The sequence below is a fragment of the Streptomyces sp. ISL-12 genome (assembly GCF_018614415.1).
Lineage (GTDB): Bacteria > Actinomycetota > Actinomycetes > Streptomycetales > Streptomycetaceae > Streptomyces.
In genome coordinates, this window is sequence record NZ_JAGGOO010000071.1 from 88,135 (window position 1) to 104,201 (window position 16,067).

A 16,067-nucleotide genomic window follows, 5' to 3' on the forward strand; every position below is an offset into this window, starting at 1 on the left:
TGCGACGAGGAGCGTGAACTCACCGGTGGACGGAACGGGCAAGCGTCGCCCCACGATGGCCGATGTAGCCGAGAAGGCGGGCGTGTCGAGGGCCCTGGTCTCGATCGTCTTCCGCAACCAGCCGGGGGCCGGGGAGGAGACCCGGCAGCGGGTCCTGCGGGTGGCGGACGAGATCGGCTACCACCCCGACCACGCGGCCCGGCTCCTCGCCCGCAGCCGCAGCCGGACGCTCGGCGTCATGTTCACCGCCCACCAGTCCTTCCACGCCGACCTCGTGGAGGGCATCTACGCCGAGGCCGAACGCCTCGGCTACGACGTGCTGCTCTCCGCCACCGCGCCGAGCCGGGACGCCTCCCGGGCCGTGGAGGCCCTGCTCGCGCACCGCTGCGAGGCGGTCATCCTGCTCGGCGCCGACGCGGGCGCCGCCGATCTCGACGCGCTCGGCCGCCGTACCGTCGCCGTCTCCGTCGGCCGCCGCCTCCCCGGCGCCCACCTCGACAGCGTCCACACCGCCGACGCCAAGGGCGTCCGCCAGGCCATGGACCACCTCGTCGGACTCGGTCACCGGCGGATCGTGCACGTCGACGGCGGCCGGGGCCCGGGCTCGGCCGAACGGCGGCGCGCCTACCGGGCCGCGATGCGCCGGCACGGTCTCGCCGACGAGGCGCGCGTCCTGTCCGGCGACCACACGGAGCAGTCGGGGGTGGCGGCCGGCGCCCTGCTGGTCGCGGAGCGCGCGGACGGCCGCCCGCTGCCGACGGCCGTCCTCGCCGGCAACGACCGGTGCGCGATGGGCCTGATGATGTCCCTCAGCCGCGCCGGCGTGTCCGTCCCGCACGACCTGTCCGTCGTCGGCTACGACGACAGCCACCTCTCCCACCTGATGCCGGTCGGCCTGACGACGGTCCGCCAGGACGCGGCGCTGATGGCCGCGCACGCGGTCCGGTACGCCGTCGAACGCCTCGACGACACCGCCCTGCGCCCACGGGAGGCGGTCATCGACCCGAAACTGGTGATACGGGACACCACGGCCCCGGCGCCCGACCGTCCCTGACCCCTGATCAGGTCCCCGTGCCGTCGCCGCTCTCCCCGGCCCCCGCGCGCGGGGCGACGCCGAGCAGCGCCTCCAGCCGGCCGGGGCCGGAGAGGGTTCCCGGCGCCGTGCCCGTGCCTCCACGGTCATCAGCGTCCGGCTTCCCCGACGTCACAGGCGTGGGCGTGCCGTGCGGATCACGGGGAGGTCGTCGCCTCCCGGCACAGCAGCCGCAGCGAGCCGTCGCCGGCGTAGCAGCGGCGGGCCTCGTCGATCGGGTCCCACAGGCGGCCGTCCGGGGTGCGCACCCAGTGGTCGCCGCCGCCCGCCCACCACTCGCCGCCGGTCTCGCGGACGATCACCTCACCGGCGTAGGCGCCGAAGCCGCGCAGCACGGTCTCCACCGCCGCGTACGGCGCCTCCTCGCGGCGGATGCCCTCGATCATCCGGTCGACGCTCCACAGGCTCCGCGCCGAGTAGTCGAGGCGCAGCCGGGCGCCCTCGCGCAGGGCCGTCACCGCGTCCGCCGCCCACCGCACCGGCCGGGCGGCGGCGGAGGGCCTGGCCCCCGGTGCCGCCGTCGCTGTCGTACTGATCCAAGTCGTCACACCGGCAGCAGCGTCGCCCGGTGGCCTTTCGTCACGCGGATCGGGGCGGCTGCCCGCAATCGACGCAGGACCGTCACATCTCGGCCCCGACGGTCACGAACGCACCACGCCCAGCCGGTCCAGGAGGCGGAAGAACAGGTCCTCGGCGTTCCCGGCCGGCGGCTCGGCCGTCAGTACGCCGAGCAGGTCGCCGGGGCGGACCGGGTGCCCGGCCTCGGCGGCCCAGGTGACGGCCCGCGCGGCGGCGTCCGGCGGTTCCAGGAAGTAGTCCTCCAGGGTCAGGCCGTTCTGCTCGGCGCCCAGGTACCCGGCCATCGCCTCCCGCCCCAGGCAGGTCGTCCACGCCCCGCTCTCGGGTGCCGCCGCCTCCACGACCACGCAGGCGCCGTCCATCACGTATCCGAACAGCGCGGGCGCGCCGGTCTGCGCGGCCAGGTCGTTCATGTTGCCGACGCCCGACTCGCCCGGGTACTCCCACACCTGCCAGCCGCCCGGCGCGGACGCGCGCAGACTCATGCCGTCCTCGGCGCCGGGCAGCGCGTCCAGTGCGGCGAGCGGCCGCTCGGCGCGGCCCACGACGAGATACCCCCAGTAGCCCATGTCCGGCTCCCCCGTGTTCCGTTGGCTCGTCCACAGACCACCACAGTCCAGGGGAGTTCGCAGCAACTCCCGGGCAATTCCCGCATCGTTCCGGTCCGGAACGGCGCGGGAATCGCCACAGACGCGCGGGCGTACGCGGGTCAGTCCAGTCGGCCGGACAGCTCGCGGAACTCCGTCCAGGACAGTTCCGGATCGTCCGGGTCCCAGAGTTTCTGGACGGTCGCCGCCAGCGGCAGCCGGATGCCGGCCGCGACCTGGTCCTCGGTCTGGGCGCTCGGGTAGTCGCCCCAGACGGCGAAGCTGCCGCCGAGGATCTGATCGTCGTACTTGGCGTCGACCGGCTCGGTGCCGCGGATCACGCGCGGGGTCCACTGCTCGTAGATCCGCTCGCCGGTCGGGTAGACGAAGGTCTGCGGCTGGCCGAGCACGTAGTAGAGGAACTCGTCGTTGTAGTTGATGACCTCACGGCCCTCGGCGAGGTACTCGGCGGGCCGGCGGGCGCCGATCTCCTTGCCGGTCCAGTAGGCGACCAGGATGTCGTCGGCAGCCGCGGGGTCGCTGTCCTTGAAGAAGCCGTCGTTCCAGGCGCGCGGGGTGCGGTCGTTCTTCTGGACGGTGGCGGCCCGGTCGTTGAGCCAGCCCGCGGTGAGGTCCTCGACGGTGGCGCCTGAGCCGTACTTCTCGCGGGCCGCGGCGGCGAGCTGCGGGTAGGACGCCTCCGGGTCGGAGACGGTCAGCGCCTGGTACTCGTCGCCGCCCAGGTGCCACTGGCCGCCGGGGAAGACGTCGGAGTACTCGTCGATCAGGTCGTCGACGATCTCGGCGGCCCCGGGCTTGGAAATGTCGATCGCGCCCTTGGTCGCCGTGCCCTGCGCGTTGCGCAGCTGGAGGTCGGGGTGGGCCTCGATGACGGCGCCGAGGTGGCCGGGCGAGTCGATCTCGGGGACGACGGTGATGTGCCGCTCCTCGGCCAGCGCGACGATCTCCTTGACCTGCGCCTTGGTGAGGTGGTCGGCCGAGACGATCTCCGGGTGCGAGGAGGACTCGATACGGAAGCCCTGGTCGTCGGAGAAGTGCAGCCCCAGCTCGTTGTACTTCAGGTCGCCCAGCTCCCGTATCCGGTCCTTGATCCAGTCGGCCGAGTAGTGCTTGCGGGCGATGTCCAGCATGAACCCGCGCCGCTCCTTGGCCGGCTCGTCCCGCACGACCCCCTCGGGCGCCGCGCCGTCCCCCTGGACCGCCTGCTTCAGGGTCCGGGTGCCGTAGAAGACGCCGCTCTCGCCGGGCGCGCTGACGGTGACCTGCCCGTCGCGCACGGTCATGGTGTACGACTCGCTCCCGGCGCCGCCCGCGTCCGCGGTCTCCAGCCGCAGGTCCCCGGACTTCTCGTCGTCCTTCTCGCCCGCGTACGTCAGCCCCAGCTCGCTCGCTATGAGCCTGCCCTCGTCGGCGAGGGCGGCGTCGGAGACGACGACCCGGTGGTCGTCGGCGGGCTTCCAGCCCGGTCCGCGCGCCGGGGTGTGGTCGCGTACGGCGGGTATGGTGCGGGGTTCGCCGGACAGGGCGTAGGACCGGGTCGGCGACGGGCTGTCCGAGGGCGAGGCCGCGGAGAGCCCTTCGGCGGAGCGGCCCGCCGACCCCGAAGACCCCCCGTCGCAGGCCCACAGCCCCGCGCCGAGCGCGACGACCGCCGTACCGGCGGCCACCGCCCGCCGCCCCACCTTCTGCCTCGCCGGTATACGGCGTCCGTGCTGACTCACGGCGTCAACCTACGGCCGGTACCGACAGGAAACGTCCAGCACTCGTTCTGAAACTCTCCCGTTCGGGTGAAATTCAGGCATCGCTCGGACATGTCATGCCCTCACTCGCTAACGTGACGCCACACAACTCACACAAGCCCCTGCCGACACACACGTGACGCACAAGGACCCACGCTGCCTGCGCACCGTCTTCCAGATGTCCCCGGCCGGGTGGCCATACCCGTACCGGCCCAAACCCGTACCACTCCGACCCCCCTGCATTTCTTCAACACCGCGAGCCCCGAGGACACCGTCAGCACCCTCCTCACCTGCCTGCACAGCACCCCCTGGGCCCACCGCATCGCCGCCCACCGCCCCTACCCCGACCTCCCCGCCCTGCTGGCGGCGGCCGACGAGGCGTCGTACGACCTGAGCGCCGAGGACCTGACGGAAGCCCTGGCGGCGGAATCCCTGCCCACCCTCCCCGAGGGCACCTACGCGGCGGCCGGCACGGCCCTGCGGGCGGCCCACGCCGCCTACGAGTCCCGATTCGGACACGCGTTCGTCATCTGTCTCGACGGGATCCCGGAGGACGAACGCCTGAACCACGTCCTGACCGCCGTCCGGTCACGATTGGCGAACGATCCCGAGGACGAACGGGTGATCGCGGCGGAGGAACTCCGGCGCCTGGCAGGCGAACGACTGAGGCGCATCCTCAGGGGCGCGACCAGTCCCTGACGGCCAGTACCCGGCAAACAAGACAAGTCGCCCGCCCCGCAACCACCGTCGGTACTCCGTTGCGTGCAACTTTGATCACACCGGTAGGCCCGCTGTAAGAACGACAGCGAGCGCTGGCTACGATGCTGGGGGCCGGTGGACCGTACCCGGCCGGGCCCACCGACAGAGAAGCCGGCGCGGCCCCAACCCCCGCTCCCGGAGGAAACTTCCGTGCCGGCTGGAACGCTGTACCGCGGCCGGGAAGGAATGTGGTCCTGGGTGGCTCACCGAGTCACCGGCGTCCTCATCTTCTTCTTCCTGTTCGTACACGTGCTGGACACCGCTCTCGTGCGTGTCTCCCCCGAGGCCTACGACAAGGTCGTGGCCACGTACAAGTCGCCGATCGTCGCGCTGCTGGAGTACGGCCTCGTCGCCGCCATCCTCTTCCACGCGCTCAACGGTCTGCGCGTCATCGCCGTCGACTTCTGGGTCAAGGGCGCTCGCTACCAGAAGCAGATGCTCTGGTCCGTCGTCGCCGTGTGGCTGGTGCTGATGATCGGGGCCCTGTACCCCGTCCTCGGCCACGCCGCTCGTGAACTGTTCGGGAGCTGACGCAGATGTCCACGACTGAAACCGCCTCCGGGGTCGGCCCCGTCGAGGGTTCCTCCGTCTACACGGTCGACAACCCCGCGCCGCTCATCGAGCCCCCGCGCAAGCGCACCAAGAAGTCCCCGAAGTCCACCCGGGGCAACTTCGAGATGTACGGCTGGCTGTTCATGCGGCTGTCCGGCGTGGTGCTGGTCGTCCTGGTCCTCGGCCACCTGCTGATCCAGCTGGTCCTCGACGGCGGCGTCTCCAAGATCGGCTTCGCCTTCGTGGCGGGCCGCTGGGCGTCCCCGTTCTGGCAGGTCTGGGACCTGCTGATGCTGTGGCTGGCGATGCTGCACGGCGCCAACGGCCTGCGCACGGTCATCAACGACTACGCCGAGCGCCCGAACACGCGCCTGTGGCTCAAGGGCCTGCTCTACACCGCCACGGTGTTCACCATCCTGCTGGGCACGCTGGTGATCTTCACCTTCGACCCGAACATCCGCTAGGCACGGGGCTGCGAATCATGAAGGTACACAAGTACGACACCGTCATCGTCGGCGCCGGTGGCGCCGGTATGCGGGCCGCCATCGAGGCGACCAAGCGCAGCCGCACGGCCGTCCTGACGAAGCTCTACCCCACCCGCTCCCACACTGGCGCCGCGCAGGGCGGCATGGCCGCCGCGCTCGCCAACGTGGAGGAGGACAACTGGGAGTGGCACACCTTCGACACGGTCAAGGGAGGTGACTACCTGGTCGACCAGGACGCCGCCGAGATCCTGGCGAAGGAGGCCATCGACTCCGTCCTCGACCTGGAGAAGATGGGCCTGCCGTTCAACCGGACGCCGAACGGGACCATCGACCAGCGCCGCTTCGGCGGTCACTCCCGCAACCACGGCGAGGCCCCGGTCCGCCGGTCCTGCTACGCCGCGGACCGCACCGGTCACATGATCCTCCAGACGCTGTACCAGAACTGCGTCAAGGAGGGCGTGGAGTTCTTCAACGAGTTCTACGTCCTGGACCAGATCATGACCGAGGTGGACGGCGTCAAGAAGTCCGCCGGTGTGGTCGCCTACGAGCTGGCCACCGGCGAGATCCACGTCTTCCACGCCAAGTCCGTGATCTACGCGTCCGGCGGCACCGGCAAGTTCTTCAAGGTGACGTCCAACGCGCACACCCTCACCGGTGACGGCCAGGCGGCCTGCTACCGGCGCGGGCTGCCGCTGGAGGACATGGAGTTCTTCCAGTTCCACCCGACCGGCATCTGGCGCATGGGCATCCTGCTCACCGAGGGTGCCCGCGGTGAGGGCGGCATCCTGCGCAACAAGGACGGCGAGCGCTTCATGGAGAAGTACGCGCCCGTCATGAAGGACCTCGCCTCGCGCGACGTCGTCTCCCGCTCCATCTACACGGAGATCCGCGAGGGCCGCGGCTGCGGTCCCGAGGGCGACCACGTCTACCTGGACCTCACCCACCTCCCGCCGGAGCAGCTCGACGCCAAGCTGCCCGACATCACCGAGTTCGCCCGTACGTACCTCGGTATCGAGCCGTACACGGACCCGATCCCGATCCAGCCCACCGCGCACTACGCGATGGGCGGCATCCCGACCAACGTCGAGGGTGAGGTCCTGGCGGACAACACCACCGTCGTTCCGGGTCTGTACGCGGCCGGCGAGGTCGCCTGCGTGTCGGTGCACGGCGCCAACCGCCTGGGCACCAACTCGCTGCTCGACATCAACGTCTTCGGCAAGCGGGCCGGCATCGCGGCGGCGGAGTACGCGCACTCGGCGGACTTCGTCGAGCTGCCGGACTCCCCCGAGTCCCTGGTCGTCGAGCAGATCGAGCGGCTGCGCACCTCCACCGGCAACGAGCGGGTCTCGGAGCTGCGCCGCGAGCTGCAGGAGACCATGGACGCCAACGTCATGGTGTTCCGCACCGAGCAGACGATCAAGACGGCGGTCGAGAAGATCGGCGAGCTGCGCGCCCGCTACAAGAACGTCTCGATCCAGGACAAGGGCAAGCGGTTCAACACCGACCTCCTTGAGGCCGTCGAGCTGGGCAACCTGCTCGACCTGGCCGAGGTCATGGCCGTCTCCGCGCTGGCCCGCAAGGAGTCGCGCGGCGGTCACTACCGCGAGGACTACCCCAACCGCGACGACGTGAACTTCATGCGCCACACCATGGCGTACCGCGAGGTCGGCGACGACGGCACCGAGTCCATCCGTCTCGACTACAAGCCGGTCGTCCAGACCCGCTACCAGCCGATGGAGCGTAAGTACTGATGGCTACCCCTGTTCTGGACAAGGCGGACGCGGCCGGAGCCCCCGAGCCCGGTTTCGCCGACTCCCCCTACATCACCGTCACGGTCCGCGTCCGCCGGTTCAACCCGGAGGTCTCGGCCGAGGCGACCTGGGAAGACTTCCAGCTGGAGATGGACCCCAAGGAGCGCGTCCTGGACGCCCTCCACAAGATCAAGTGGGAACTGGACGGCACGCTCACCTTCCGCCGCTCCTGCGCCCACGGCATCTGCGGGTCCGACGCGATGCGGATCAACGGCAAGAACCGCCTCGCCTGCAAGACGCTGATCAAGGACATCAGCCCCGAGAAGCCGATCACGGTCGAGCCCATCAAGGGCCTGACGGTCCTCAAGGACCTGGTCGTCGACATGGAGCCGTTCTTCCAGGCGTACCGGGACGTGATGCCCTTCCTGATCACGAAGGACACCAACGAGCCGACGCGCGAGCGCCTGCAGTCCGCCGAGGACCGCGAGCGGTTCGACGACACGACCAAGTGCATCCTGTGCGCCGCCTGCACGTCGTCCTGCCCGGTCTTCTGGAACGACGGCCAGTACTTCGGCCCGGCCGCCATCGTCAACGCCCACCGCTTCATCTTCGACTCGCGTGACGAGGCCGGCGAGCAGCGGCTGGAGATCCTCAACGACCGCGACGGCGTCTGGCGCTGCCGCACGACCTTCAACTGCACGGACGCCTGCCCGCGCGGCATCGAGGTCACCAAGGCCATCGCGGAGGTGAAGCGAGCGCTGATCACGCGCCGCTTCTGAGCGACGACCGCTGCCTGGGCCCCGTTTCCGCTGGAGACGGGGCCCTTTGGCGTGTGCCACGCGTTCGGGTGAACGGCGCTCACCCTGCCTCCAGGGTGTCCCCCTGCCTACGATGATGCCCTCGACACCAGCCCACGGGAGGCATGTGATGACCGCAGCACACGTTGAGCGGCCGCACTGCGACCGACCGCTCATCGACGCGGCCAACCGGCTCATGGAGCACAACCCGGGCTATCGCGTCGAGATCATCGGAGGCATCCTCGTCGTGACTCCCCCGCCAGACATCGCGCATTCCCGGGCGCTCAACGCACTCACCGGGCCTTTCGTGGCCGCAGGTCTGGGTGGCGGTGAAACCGAGGTGCACCAGGGCATCGGGGTCTGGTTGCCCGACGGCCCCGAGGACTTCGCCATCCCCGATCTGTCCATCGTCGACGCCGACGCCGACGAGCATCTCGTCGAGAACAACTGTTACGACCCTGCCGTTTTCCGTCTGGTTCTGGAAGTCACGTCGAGCAATTACCAGAACGACCTGCGCGCCAAGGTCACCGCCTACGCCATCGCCAGGATCCCGGTCTATGTGATCGTCAACCGCAGGCACAACCGCCTCCACGTACTCACTGAACCCGTCGCCGACGAATACGACCAGCACCAGGTGTTCGCCCCCGGTCAGTCGGTCACCCTCCCCGCCTCCCTGGGCGCCGAGGTCACCCTCGACGTCGGCGAGATCCTTGCCGCCGGACGGGCGAAGAGCGCGCCCGGGCAGGGCTGACAATCAGCCTCCCCGGCTGATCATCGACCTACCCTGACGCCATGTCAGATGACGAGTCGTACGAGCTGCTCGGGTTCGACAACGTGCTGCTGCCGGTCGGGGATCTCGGCGAGGCGGTGGAGTTCTACGAGCGGGCCGGGTTCGAGGTCGGGTTCCGGTTCGACGAGGGCGGGATCGCGCTGCTGAAGGCCGGCAAGGAGACGCCCGGGATCCTGCTGCGCCACGAGGACGGGTTCGGGCACCGGCCGCCGCCCTGGCCGTCCCCCCGGGTCTGGCTGGAGGTGCCGGACGCCAAGGCCGCCGCGCGGGCACTGACGGACGCCGGGGTCGAGCCGTACGACGGGCCCTTCTCCAGCGCCACCGGATGGACGGTCGAGTTCGCCGACCCCTGGGGCAACGTGGTCGGGCTGACCGACTACCGCAAGCGGCCCCAGCTCGCCCGCCGCGCGTGACGCGGGCCACCCACCCCTTGAGTTGAACACGTTCAAAAGCAGGTCTAGAGTCTCTCCTGTCAGCGTTTTGAACGCGTTCAAGAAGGGGTGGGGCATGGACCGCACCGTCATCGCCTACGTCATCTACCTGGCCGTCAGCATCGGGCTGACCATCTGGGTGGCCCGTACGCTCAGCCGCAACGGGCGGGTCTTCCTCGCCGACGTACTGCACGGCAACGAGAAGCTCGCCGACGCGGTCAACCACCTCCTGGTGGTCGGCTTCTACCTCGTCAACCTCGGCTTCGTCGCCCTCTACCTCAGCGGCGACGAGACCATCACCGACACCCGTGGCATCTTCGAGGCCCTGTCGACCAAGCTCGGCGTGGTGCTGCTGGTCCTCGGCGTGATGCACCTGGGCAACGTGTACGTGCTCAACCGCATCCGGCGGCGCGGGGTGATGGAGCGGGAGCAGACGCCGCCCGTGCCGCCGCAGGGCTGGGTGGCTCCGACGGTCGGGCACTGAGCCGGTGCCGGCCGAGACGGCCGCCGTACCCGTACGGCGGCTCACCGTCCTCTACGACGCCGAGTGCGCCCTGTGCGCCTTCGTACGGGACTGGCTGACGCGCCAGCCGCACCTGGTGGAGCTGGAGCCGGTCCCCGCCGGGTCCGCCGAGGCCCGCCGCCGGTTCCCCGGCCTGGACCACGCCGCCACCCTCGACGAGATCACCGTCGTCGGGGACGCCGGGCAGGTCTACCGGGGTGCCGCCGCCTGGATCGTCGTGCTGTGGGCACTGCGCGAGCACCGGCCGCTCGCCCACCGGCTCAGCACCCTCTCGGGGGCGAAGCTGGCCAAGGGCGCGGTGCTGGCCGCCGCCAAGTGGCGGGGCGCCCGGTGGGGCGGCCAGGCGTACCGCCGGGCCGACGGCTGGACGTACCATCCGAGCGCCGGCTGGACGTACACCGCGCCGGGCTGTGCCGACGGCTCCTGCCGCACTGGCTAGGCTCTGGACGTGCCCGCGAAGAACGACGGCCCCGGTGACGGAGCCCACCTCAGCAAGTCCGAGCAGACCCGCGCCCTGATCCTGGAGACGGCGATGCGGCTGTTCCAGGAGCGGGGGTACGACAAGACCACCATGCGGGCCATCGCCCAGGAGGCCGGGGTCTCCGTCGGCAACGCCTACTACTACTTCGCCGGCAAGGAACACCTCATCCAGGGCTTCTACGACCGGATCGCCACCGAGCACCAGGCGGCGGTCCGGGACGTGCTGGCGCGGGAGACCGACCTGGAGGCCCGGCTGGCGGGCGTGCTGAAGGTGTGGCTGGACATCGCGACGCCGTACCACGAGTTCGCGGTCCAGTTCTTCAAGAACGCCGCCGACCCGGACAGCCCGCTCAGCCCGTTCTCCCCGGAGTCGGAGCACGCGCGCGTGGAGGCCATCAGCGTCCACCGGGCGGTGCTGGCCGGGACGAAGACCAAGGTGCCGGAGGAGCTGCGGGACATCCTGCCGGAGCTGATGTGGCTGTCGCAGATGGGACTCGTCCTGTACTGGATCTTCGACCGGACCGAGGGCCGCGAGCGCAGCTACCGGCTGGCCGAGCGCGGCGCCCGGCTGACCGCGCGGGGCGTCGTGCTGGCCCGGTTCCGGGTGCTGCGCCCGCTGGTGCGCGAGGTGCACGAGCTGTTCACGGACTTCCTGCCGGGCATGACGGCGGCGCTGCCCGATCCCGGCAGGAAGAGGCAGCGCCCGTCGGACGGGGTCAGTTGACCGCGTCGACCTCGTGCCCGGCCAGCTCCACGTCGTGCGTGAGCGGGCCGTCGGCCACGGTGACGTGCGCGGCCCGGGAGCCGTACCCGGGGGCGGTCGTCGCCAGCAGGTAGGTGCCCGGCGCGGGGACGGCGAGGATGTACGAGCCGTCGGCGAGGGCCGTGACGTGGTCGAGCCGCCGGCCGCCGGACGACAGCAGGGTGACGGACGCGCCCTCGACGGGGCCGCCGTCGGCGGTGCGGACGAAGCCGTGCACGACCGAGGCGGGTCCCTCCGGAGCCGCCGGCTCCTCGGCCGGCTCCACGGCCAGGTGCGGCAGCCGCTTGTCCAGGCCCTTCGGCAGCCACCAGTTGGACCGGCCCAGCAGGTACATCGCCGCCGGGACCAGCGCCGTACGCAGGATGAAGGCGTCCAGCGCGACCGCCGCCGCCAGGCCGATGCCCGCCATCGCGCCCTCCGTGTCGCCGCTGAGCACGAACGCGGCGAACACGCTGACCATGATCAGGGCGGCGGAGTTGATGACCCGGCTGGTCTCGGCGAGGCCGACCCGCACCGCGCGGGCGTTGTCCTTGGTGTGCACCCACTCCTCATGCATCCGGCTCACCAGGAAGACCTGGTAGTCCATCGACAGGCCGAACAGCAGCGACAGCATGATGACCGGCAGGAAGGAGGTGATCGGCCCCTCCGCGCCGAAGCCGAGGGCCTCCGAGCCCCAGCCCCACTGGAAGACCGCCACCAGCACGCCGAACGACGCGGCGGCGGCCACCAGGTTCATCACGGCGGCCGTCAGCGGCACCACCAGGGACCGGAACGCGACCAGGAGCAGCAGGAAGCCCAGCGCGATGATGGTGGCGACGAAGTACGGCAGCCGGTCCCCGGTGACGGTCGCGAAGTCCTTGAAGACGGCCGTCACCCCGCCGACGTGCGCGTCCACGCCCGCCTGGGGGATCACGTCGTCGCGCAGCCGGTCGATCAGCTGGTCCGTCTCCACGGACTGCGGTGAGGTCGTCGGCACCACCTGGATGACGGAGATCCCGTTCGCGGGCGGTACGGCGGCCACCTGGGCGACGCCCTCGGTGGACTCGATCGCCCGGACCAGGCCGGTGGGGGCATCGCCTTCCACGACCACCTGGAGCGGGCCGTTGAAGCCCGGGCCGAAGCCCTCGGCGAGCAGGTCGTACGCCTGCCGGGTGGTGGTGGACTCCGGCAGGTTGCCCTGGTCGCTGGCGCCGAGCCGCAGCGAGAAGACGGGGATGGCGAGCACCGCCATCACCACGACGGCCACCGCGGCGGTACCGCGCGGGCGCCGCTGCACGAACGCCGCCCAGCGCGCCGCGAGACCGGCCGACTCCTTCGGCTCCGGTCCCGTCGCGGCCAGCCGCCGCCGCTGCCGCCGGCTGAGCACCCGCATGCCGAGCACGCCGAGCAGCGCGGGCAGCAGGGTGACGGCCGCGAGCACGCTGAGGACGACGGTCAGCGAGGTGGCGACGACCACGCCGTTCAGGAAGTCCATGTTCATCACCAGCATCCCGGCGAGCGCGATGCACACCGTGCCGCCCGCGAACAGCACCGCCCGTCCGGAGGTGTTGAGGGCGGTCACGGCCGCCTCCTCCGGTTCCATGCCGCGCAGGATGCCGCGCCGGTGCCGGGTGACGATGAACAGGGCGTAGTCGATGCCGACGCCGAGGCCGATGAGCGTGGCCAGCAGCGGGGCCACCTCGGGCACGTCGGTGACGTGGCTGAGCAGGGTCGTGGACATCAGGCCGCTCGCCACACCGGCGATCGCGGTGACCAGCGGCAGCAGCATCGCGAACAGCGACCCGAAGGTCAGGAACAGGACGATGGCCGCCGCCCCGATGCCGACCAGTTCGGCGGTGCCCATCGGCAGCTCCTGGGTGCGGGCGATGGCCTGCCCGCCCAGCTCCACCGTCAGCCCGGCGCGTTCGGCGTCCTGCGCCGTGTCCACGACGTCCTCGATCACCGCCAGTTCCACGGAGTTGGCCTGCTCGGTGAAGGTGACCTGGGCGTACGCGATCGTCCCGTCCCGGCTCACCTGGGCCGCGCCGTCGGCGCCGTAGGGGCTGCTGACCGCGCCGACCCCCTCCATCCGCCCGATCTGCTCCAGTGCGGGTTCGATCCGGGACCGTACGGAGGCGTCCCGCACCGAGCCCTCGTCGACCTTCCACACCACCGTGTCGGTGTCGCCGGAACTCTCCGGGAACGCCTTCTCCATCAGGTCGAAGGCCTCGCTGGAGTCCGTGTCCGGCAGCGAGAAGACGTTCGAGTAGCTCGTCCCCGCGGCCGAACCCCCCGCCACGAGCCCGAACACCGCCCCCGCCCACAACACCAGGACCACCAGCCGGTGCCGGTAGCACCATCGCGCCAATGCCGTCACGCCCAAACTCCTTCATTCCAGGAAAAGTCGGTCGGTCCCCCCAGGTCCTGCGCCTCAGAATCGGGGGCGCGGCGCGGGCGTGGACACCGGCTGGGCCCGACTCTCAAGGAACTCCAAAGCGGGAACCGCCCCCGCCGCCGGTGCCCGCGCCGATACTGGGGGCATGACGACGGGTCCCGGCACCGTGCTGGTGGTGGAGGACGAACCGAGCATCGCGGACGTCCTCGCCATCGCCCTGCGCTTCCACGGCTTCGAGGTGATGTGCGCGGCCACCGTCCGCGACGCCCTCGCGCTCGCCGGGACCACCCGGCCGGACGCGGCACTGCTCGACGTGATGCTGCCCGACGGCGACGGCCGCGCGCTCGGCAAGGAACTGCGCTCCCGGCACCCCGAGTTGGCGCTCGTCTTCCTCACCGCCCGCGACGCGCCCGCCGAGATCGTCGGCGCGCTCGGCTTCGGCGACGACTACATCACCAAGCCGTTCAACATCGACGAGGTGGTCGCCCGCGTCCAGGCGGTGCTGCGCCGGGTCCGCCCCGCCGACGTACTGCCCGAACGGCCCCCGCTCACCTACGGCGACCTGGAGCTGGACGAGACGACGTACACGGCCCGGCGCGGCGACCGCTCGGTCGAGCTGACCCCGACCGAGTACGCGCTCTTGCGCTTCCTGGTGCGCAACGGCGGCCGGATCGTGCCCAAGGACCAACTGCTGCGCCACGTCTGGCAGTACGAGCACGCGCCGTCCGAGTCGACCGTCGTGGAGACCTACGTCAGCTACCTGCGGCGCAAGCTGGACGCGCTGGGACCGCCGCTGATCACCACGCGGCGGGGCGTCGGATACGGGCTCGCGTGAGGGCCCTGCGGCGCGTCCTGTTCCGGCGCGGGCGGGGCATCCCCTCGCTGCGCGCCAAGCTGGCGGTGGCGAACATGGCACTGCTGGCCGTCGGCGTCGTCGTGGCGACCGCGGTCAGCCTGGTGGGCATGCGGCACTACCTGATCGACCAGATCGACGCCGAGCTGCTCCGTACCCGCCAGTCGCTGGGCACCGCGCCGCTCACCATGGAGCAGCTCGACGCGCTGGGCGCGGTGACGCTGGTCCGGGACCGGTTCCTGAACGGCGACGCGGGCGACCGGGCACCGGACAGCCTCGTCGCCGCCACCGACCGCCGGGGCCGGGCGCTCGCCCTCGCCGGGTACGAGCCGACCGACGGCCAGCGGGCCCTGGCCGCCGCGGTGGCCGACCCGGCGCCGCTGGCGGACGACCCCGAGCCGCACGACGTCACCGTGCGCGACACCGCCTACCGGGTCACCGCGACCCGGCTCTCCGACGGGACGTTCGTCCTGGTCGCCGCCTCCACCGACGCCCTGCACACCGGCGTCGCCAAGGCCCTCCGGCTCGACCTGGGCGTCGGCACGCTGCTGCTGGCGACGCTGGCCTGGCTGACGATGATGAGCGTGCGGCGCCGGATGCGGCCCCTGGAGGACATGGTGGAGACCTCGTCGGCGATCGCCGAGGGCGACCTGACCCGGCGGGTGCCCTCCAGCCGGGAGGCCACCGCGGAGGTGGAGCAACTGCGGCTCGCGCTGAACTCCATGCTGCACCAGGTGGAGTCGGCGTACCGCACGCGCGAGCGCAGCACGGCCCAGCTGCGCCGCTTCGTCGCCGACGCCTCGCACGAACTGCGCACCCCGCTGGCCGCGATACGCGGCTACCTCCAGCTCTACGACAAGGGCATGCTGCGCGAGCCGGCCGAGCGGAAGCGGGCCTGGGAGCGGGTGCTGGCGGAGGCCGACCGGATGGGGCGGCTGGTGGACGAGCTGCTCACCCTCGCCCGCCTCGACCAGCGCCCCGAGCTGCGGCTGCGCCCGGTCGACGTCGGCCGGCTGCTGCGGGACGCGGCCGAGGACCTGCGCGTCCAGCAGCCCGAGCGGCCGGTCACCGTGGACGCCGAGGGGGCGCTGACGGTGTGCGCCGACGAGTCGGGGCTGCGGCAGGTGGTCGGCAACCTGGTGGCGAACGTACGGGTGCACACCCCGGCGGACGTGCCGGTACGGCTCGCCGCGGAGCGTGTCGACGGGGTCGTGCGGCTGTCGGTCGAGGACAAGGGGCCGGGGCTGACGGCGGAGGACGCGGCCCGGGTCTTCGACCGGTTCTTCCGGGCGGGCGGCGGCGCGGGCAGCGGCCTGGGGCTGGCGATCGTGCAGGGCGCGGTGCACGCCCACGGCGGGGAGGTGGACGTGCGGACCGCGCCGGGCGAGGGGCTCGCGGTGACGGTGGTGCTGCCCGACCGGGCGGGGGCGGGGGCGGGGTGAGGGCGCCGACCCCGGCGAAGGGAACGGGCCCGGTCCGAGCACACCCAC

The 16,067-nt window shown here is 71.5% G+C and carries 18 protein-coding genes; 13 read left to right on the forward strand and 5 right to left on the reverse strand.

Annotated features, from left to right (window positions below; all coding sequences use genetic code 11):
- Positions 1–55 precede the first annotated feature (55 nt).
- A complete protein-coding gene (locus J7I94_RS20320) occupies positions 56–1,054 on the forward strand; it encodes a LacI family DNA-binding transcriptional regulator (RefSeq protein ID WP_215168608.1) in 999 nt (332 codons plus the stop codon).
- 7 nt (positions 1,055–1,061) lie between these two features.
- Here J7I94_RS20320 and J7I94_RS20325 read toward each other — a convergent pair whose 3' ends face one another.
- The 4 genes from J7I94_RS20325 to J7I94_RS20340 all read right to left on the reverse strand — a co-directional run bounded on the left by J7I94_RS20325 (position 1,062) and on the right by J7I94_RS20340 (position 3,947).
- Positions 1,062–1,208 carry a hypothetical protein gene (locus J7I94_RS20325; protein WP_215168572.1) on the reverse strand — a complete coding sequence of 49 codons (147 nt, stop codon included), beginning with the start codon at positions 1,206–1,208 and terminating at the stop codon, positions 1,062–1,064.
- Positions 1,209–1,230: 22 nt separating this feature from the next.
- The gene (locus J7I94_RS20330) at positions 1,231–1,641 is read right to left on the reverse strand and encodes a hypothetical protein (protein ID WP_215168573.1); all 411 of its coding nucleotides are present in this window, start codon (positions 1,639–1,641) and stop codon (positions 1,231–1,233) included.
- Between the two features lie 93 nt (positions 1,642–1,734).
- The gene (locus J7I94_RS20335; RefSeq protein ID WP_215168574.1) at positions 1,735–2,241 is read right to left on the reverse strand and encodes a hypothetical protein; all 507 of its coding nucleotides are present in this window, start codon (positions 2,239–2,241) and stop codon (positions 1,735–1,737) included.
- 140 nt (positions 2,242–2,381) lie between these two features.
- Positions 2,382–3,947, reverse strand: a complete 1,566-nt coding sequence (locus J7I94_RS20340; RefSeq protein ID WP_215168609.1) for a glycoside hydrolase family 20 protein — start codon at positions 3,945–3,947, stop codon at positions 2,382–2,384.
- Between the two features lie 264 nt (positions 3,948–4,211).
- On the opposite strand from J7I94_RS20340, the gene J7I94_RS20345 reads away from it, so the two are divergent.
- The 10 genes from J7I94_RS20345 to J7I94_RS20390 all read left to right on the forward strand — a co-directional run bounded on the left by J7I94_RS20345 (position 4,212) and on the right by J7I94_RS20390 (position 11,311).
- Complete coding sequence (locus tag J7I94_RS20345; RefSeq protein WP_308114641.1) at positions 4,212–4,718, forward strand: 2-oxo-4-hydroxy-4-carboxy-5-ureidoimidazoline decarboxylase; 507 nt, start codon at positions 4,212–4,214, stop codon at positions 4,716–4,718.
- A gap of 210 nt (positions 4,719–4,928) precedes the next feature.
- Positions 4,929–5,309 (forward strand): succinate dehydrogenase, cytochrome b556 subunit, encoded by a 381-nt coding sequence (sdhC, locus tag J7I94_RS20350; protein WP_215168575.1) that lies wholly within the window; start codon positions 4,929–4,931, stop codon positions 5,307–5,309.
- Between the two features lie 5 nt (positions 5,310–5,314).
- Positions 5,315–5,794: a succinate dehydrogenase hydrophobic membrane anchor subunit gene (locus tag J7I94_RS20355; RefSeq protein WP_215168577.1), complete on the forward strand. Its 480-nt coding sequence runs from the start codon at positions 5,315–5,317 to the stop codon at positions 5,792–5,794.
- Positions 5,795–5,811: 17 nt separating this feature from the next.
- Positions 5,812–7,566, forward strand: coding sequence for a succinate dehydrogenase flavoprotein subunit (gene sdhA / locus J7I94_RS20360; RefSeq protein ID WP_215168578.1), 1,755 nt, complete (start codon positions 5,812–5,814; stop codon positions 7,564–7,566).
- Positions 7,566–8,345, forward strand: coding sequence for a succinate dehydrogenase iron-sulfur subunit (locus J7I94_RS20365; RefSeq protein WP_215168579.1), 780 nt, complete (start codon positions 7,566–7,568; stop codon positions 8,343–8,345). Before sdhA ends, J7I94_RS20365 begins: the two co-directional genes overlap by 1 nt.
- 148 nt (positions 8,346–8,493) lie before the next feature.
- Positions 8,494–9,114, forward strand: coding sequence for a Uma2 family endonuclease (locus J7I94_RS20370; protein ID WP_215168581.1), 621 nt, complete (start codon positions 8,494–8,496; stop codon positions 9,112–9,114).
- Between the two features lie 41 nt (positions 9,115–9,155).
- A complete protein-coding gene (locus J7I94_RS20375) occupies positions 9,156–9,566 on the forward strand; it encodes a VOC family protein (protein ID WP_215168582.1) in 411 nt (136 codons plus the stop codon).
- Positions 9,567–9,660: 94 nt separating this feature from the next.
- Positions 9,661–10,068 carry a hypothetical protein gene (locus tag J7I94_RS20380; protein ID WP_215168583.1) on the forward strand — a complete coding sequence of 136 codons (408 nt, stop codon included), beginning with the start codon at positions 9,661–9,663 and terminating at the stop codon, positions 10,066–10,068.
- Between the two features lie 4 nt (positions 10,069–10,072).
- Positions 10,073–10,546, forward strand: coding sequence for a DCC1-like thiol-disulfide oxidoreductase family protein (locus J7I94_RS20385; protein ID WP_215168584.1), 474 nt, complete (start codon positions 10,073–10,075; stop codon positions 10,544–10,546).
- Between the two features lie 9 nt (positions 10,547–10,555).
- The gene (locus J7I94_RS20390; RefSeq protein ID WP_215168585.1) at positions 10,556–11,311 is read left to right on the forward strand and encodes a TetR/AcrR family transcriptional regulator; all 756 of its coding nucleotides are present in this window, start codon (positions 10,556–10,558) and stop codon (positions 11,309–11,311) included.
- On the opposite strand, the gene J7I94_RS20395 is transcribed toward J7I94_RS20390, so the two are convergent.
- Entirely contained in the window at positions 11,304–13,697 is a 2,394-nt protein-coding gene (locus J7I94_RS20395) for an MMPL family transporter (RefSeq protein WP_215168613.1), read from the reverse strand. The genes J7I94_RS20390 and J7I94_RS20395 overlap by 8 nt on opposite strands.
- Before the next feature lie 172 nt (positions 13,698–13,869).
- Between J7I94_RS20395 and J7I94_RS20400 the strand changes: the two genes are divergently transcribed.
- Together J7I94_RS20400 and J7I94_RS20405 are read left to right on the forward strand one after the other, a co-directional pair.
- Complete coding sequence (locus J7I94_RS20400; protein ID WP_215168587.1) at positions 13,870–14,559, forward strand: response regulator transcription factor; 690 nt, start codon at positions 13,870–13,872, stop codon at positions 14,557–14,559.
- A gap of 74 nt (positions 14,560–14,633) precedes the next feature.
- The gene (locus tag J7I94_RS20405; protein WP_215168615.1) at positions 14,634–16,019 is read left to right on the forward strand and encodes a HAMP domain-containing sensor histidine kinase; all 1,386 of its coding nucleotides are present in this window, start codon (positions 14,634–14,636) and stop codon (positions 16,017–16,019) included.
- Positions 16,020–16,067: the final 48 nt, after the last annotated feature.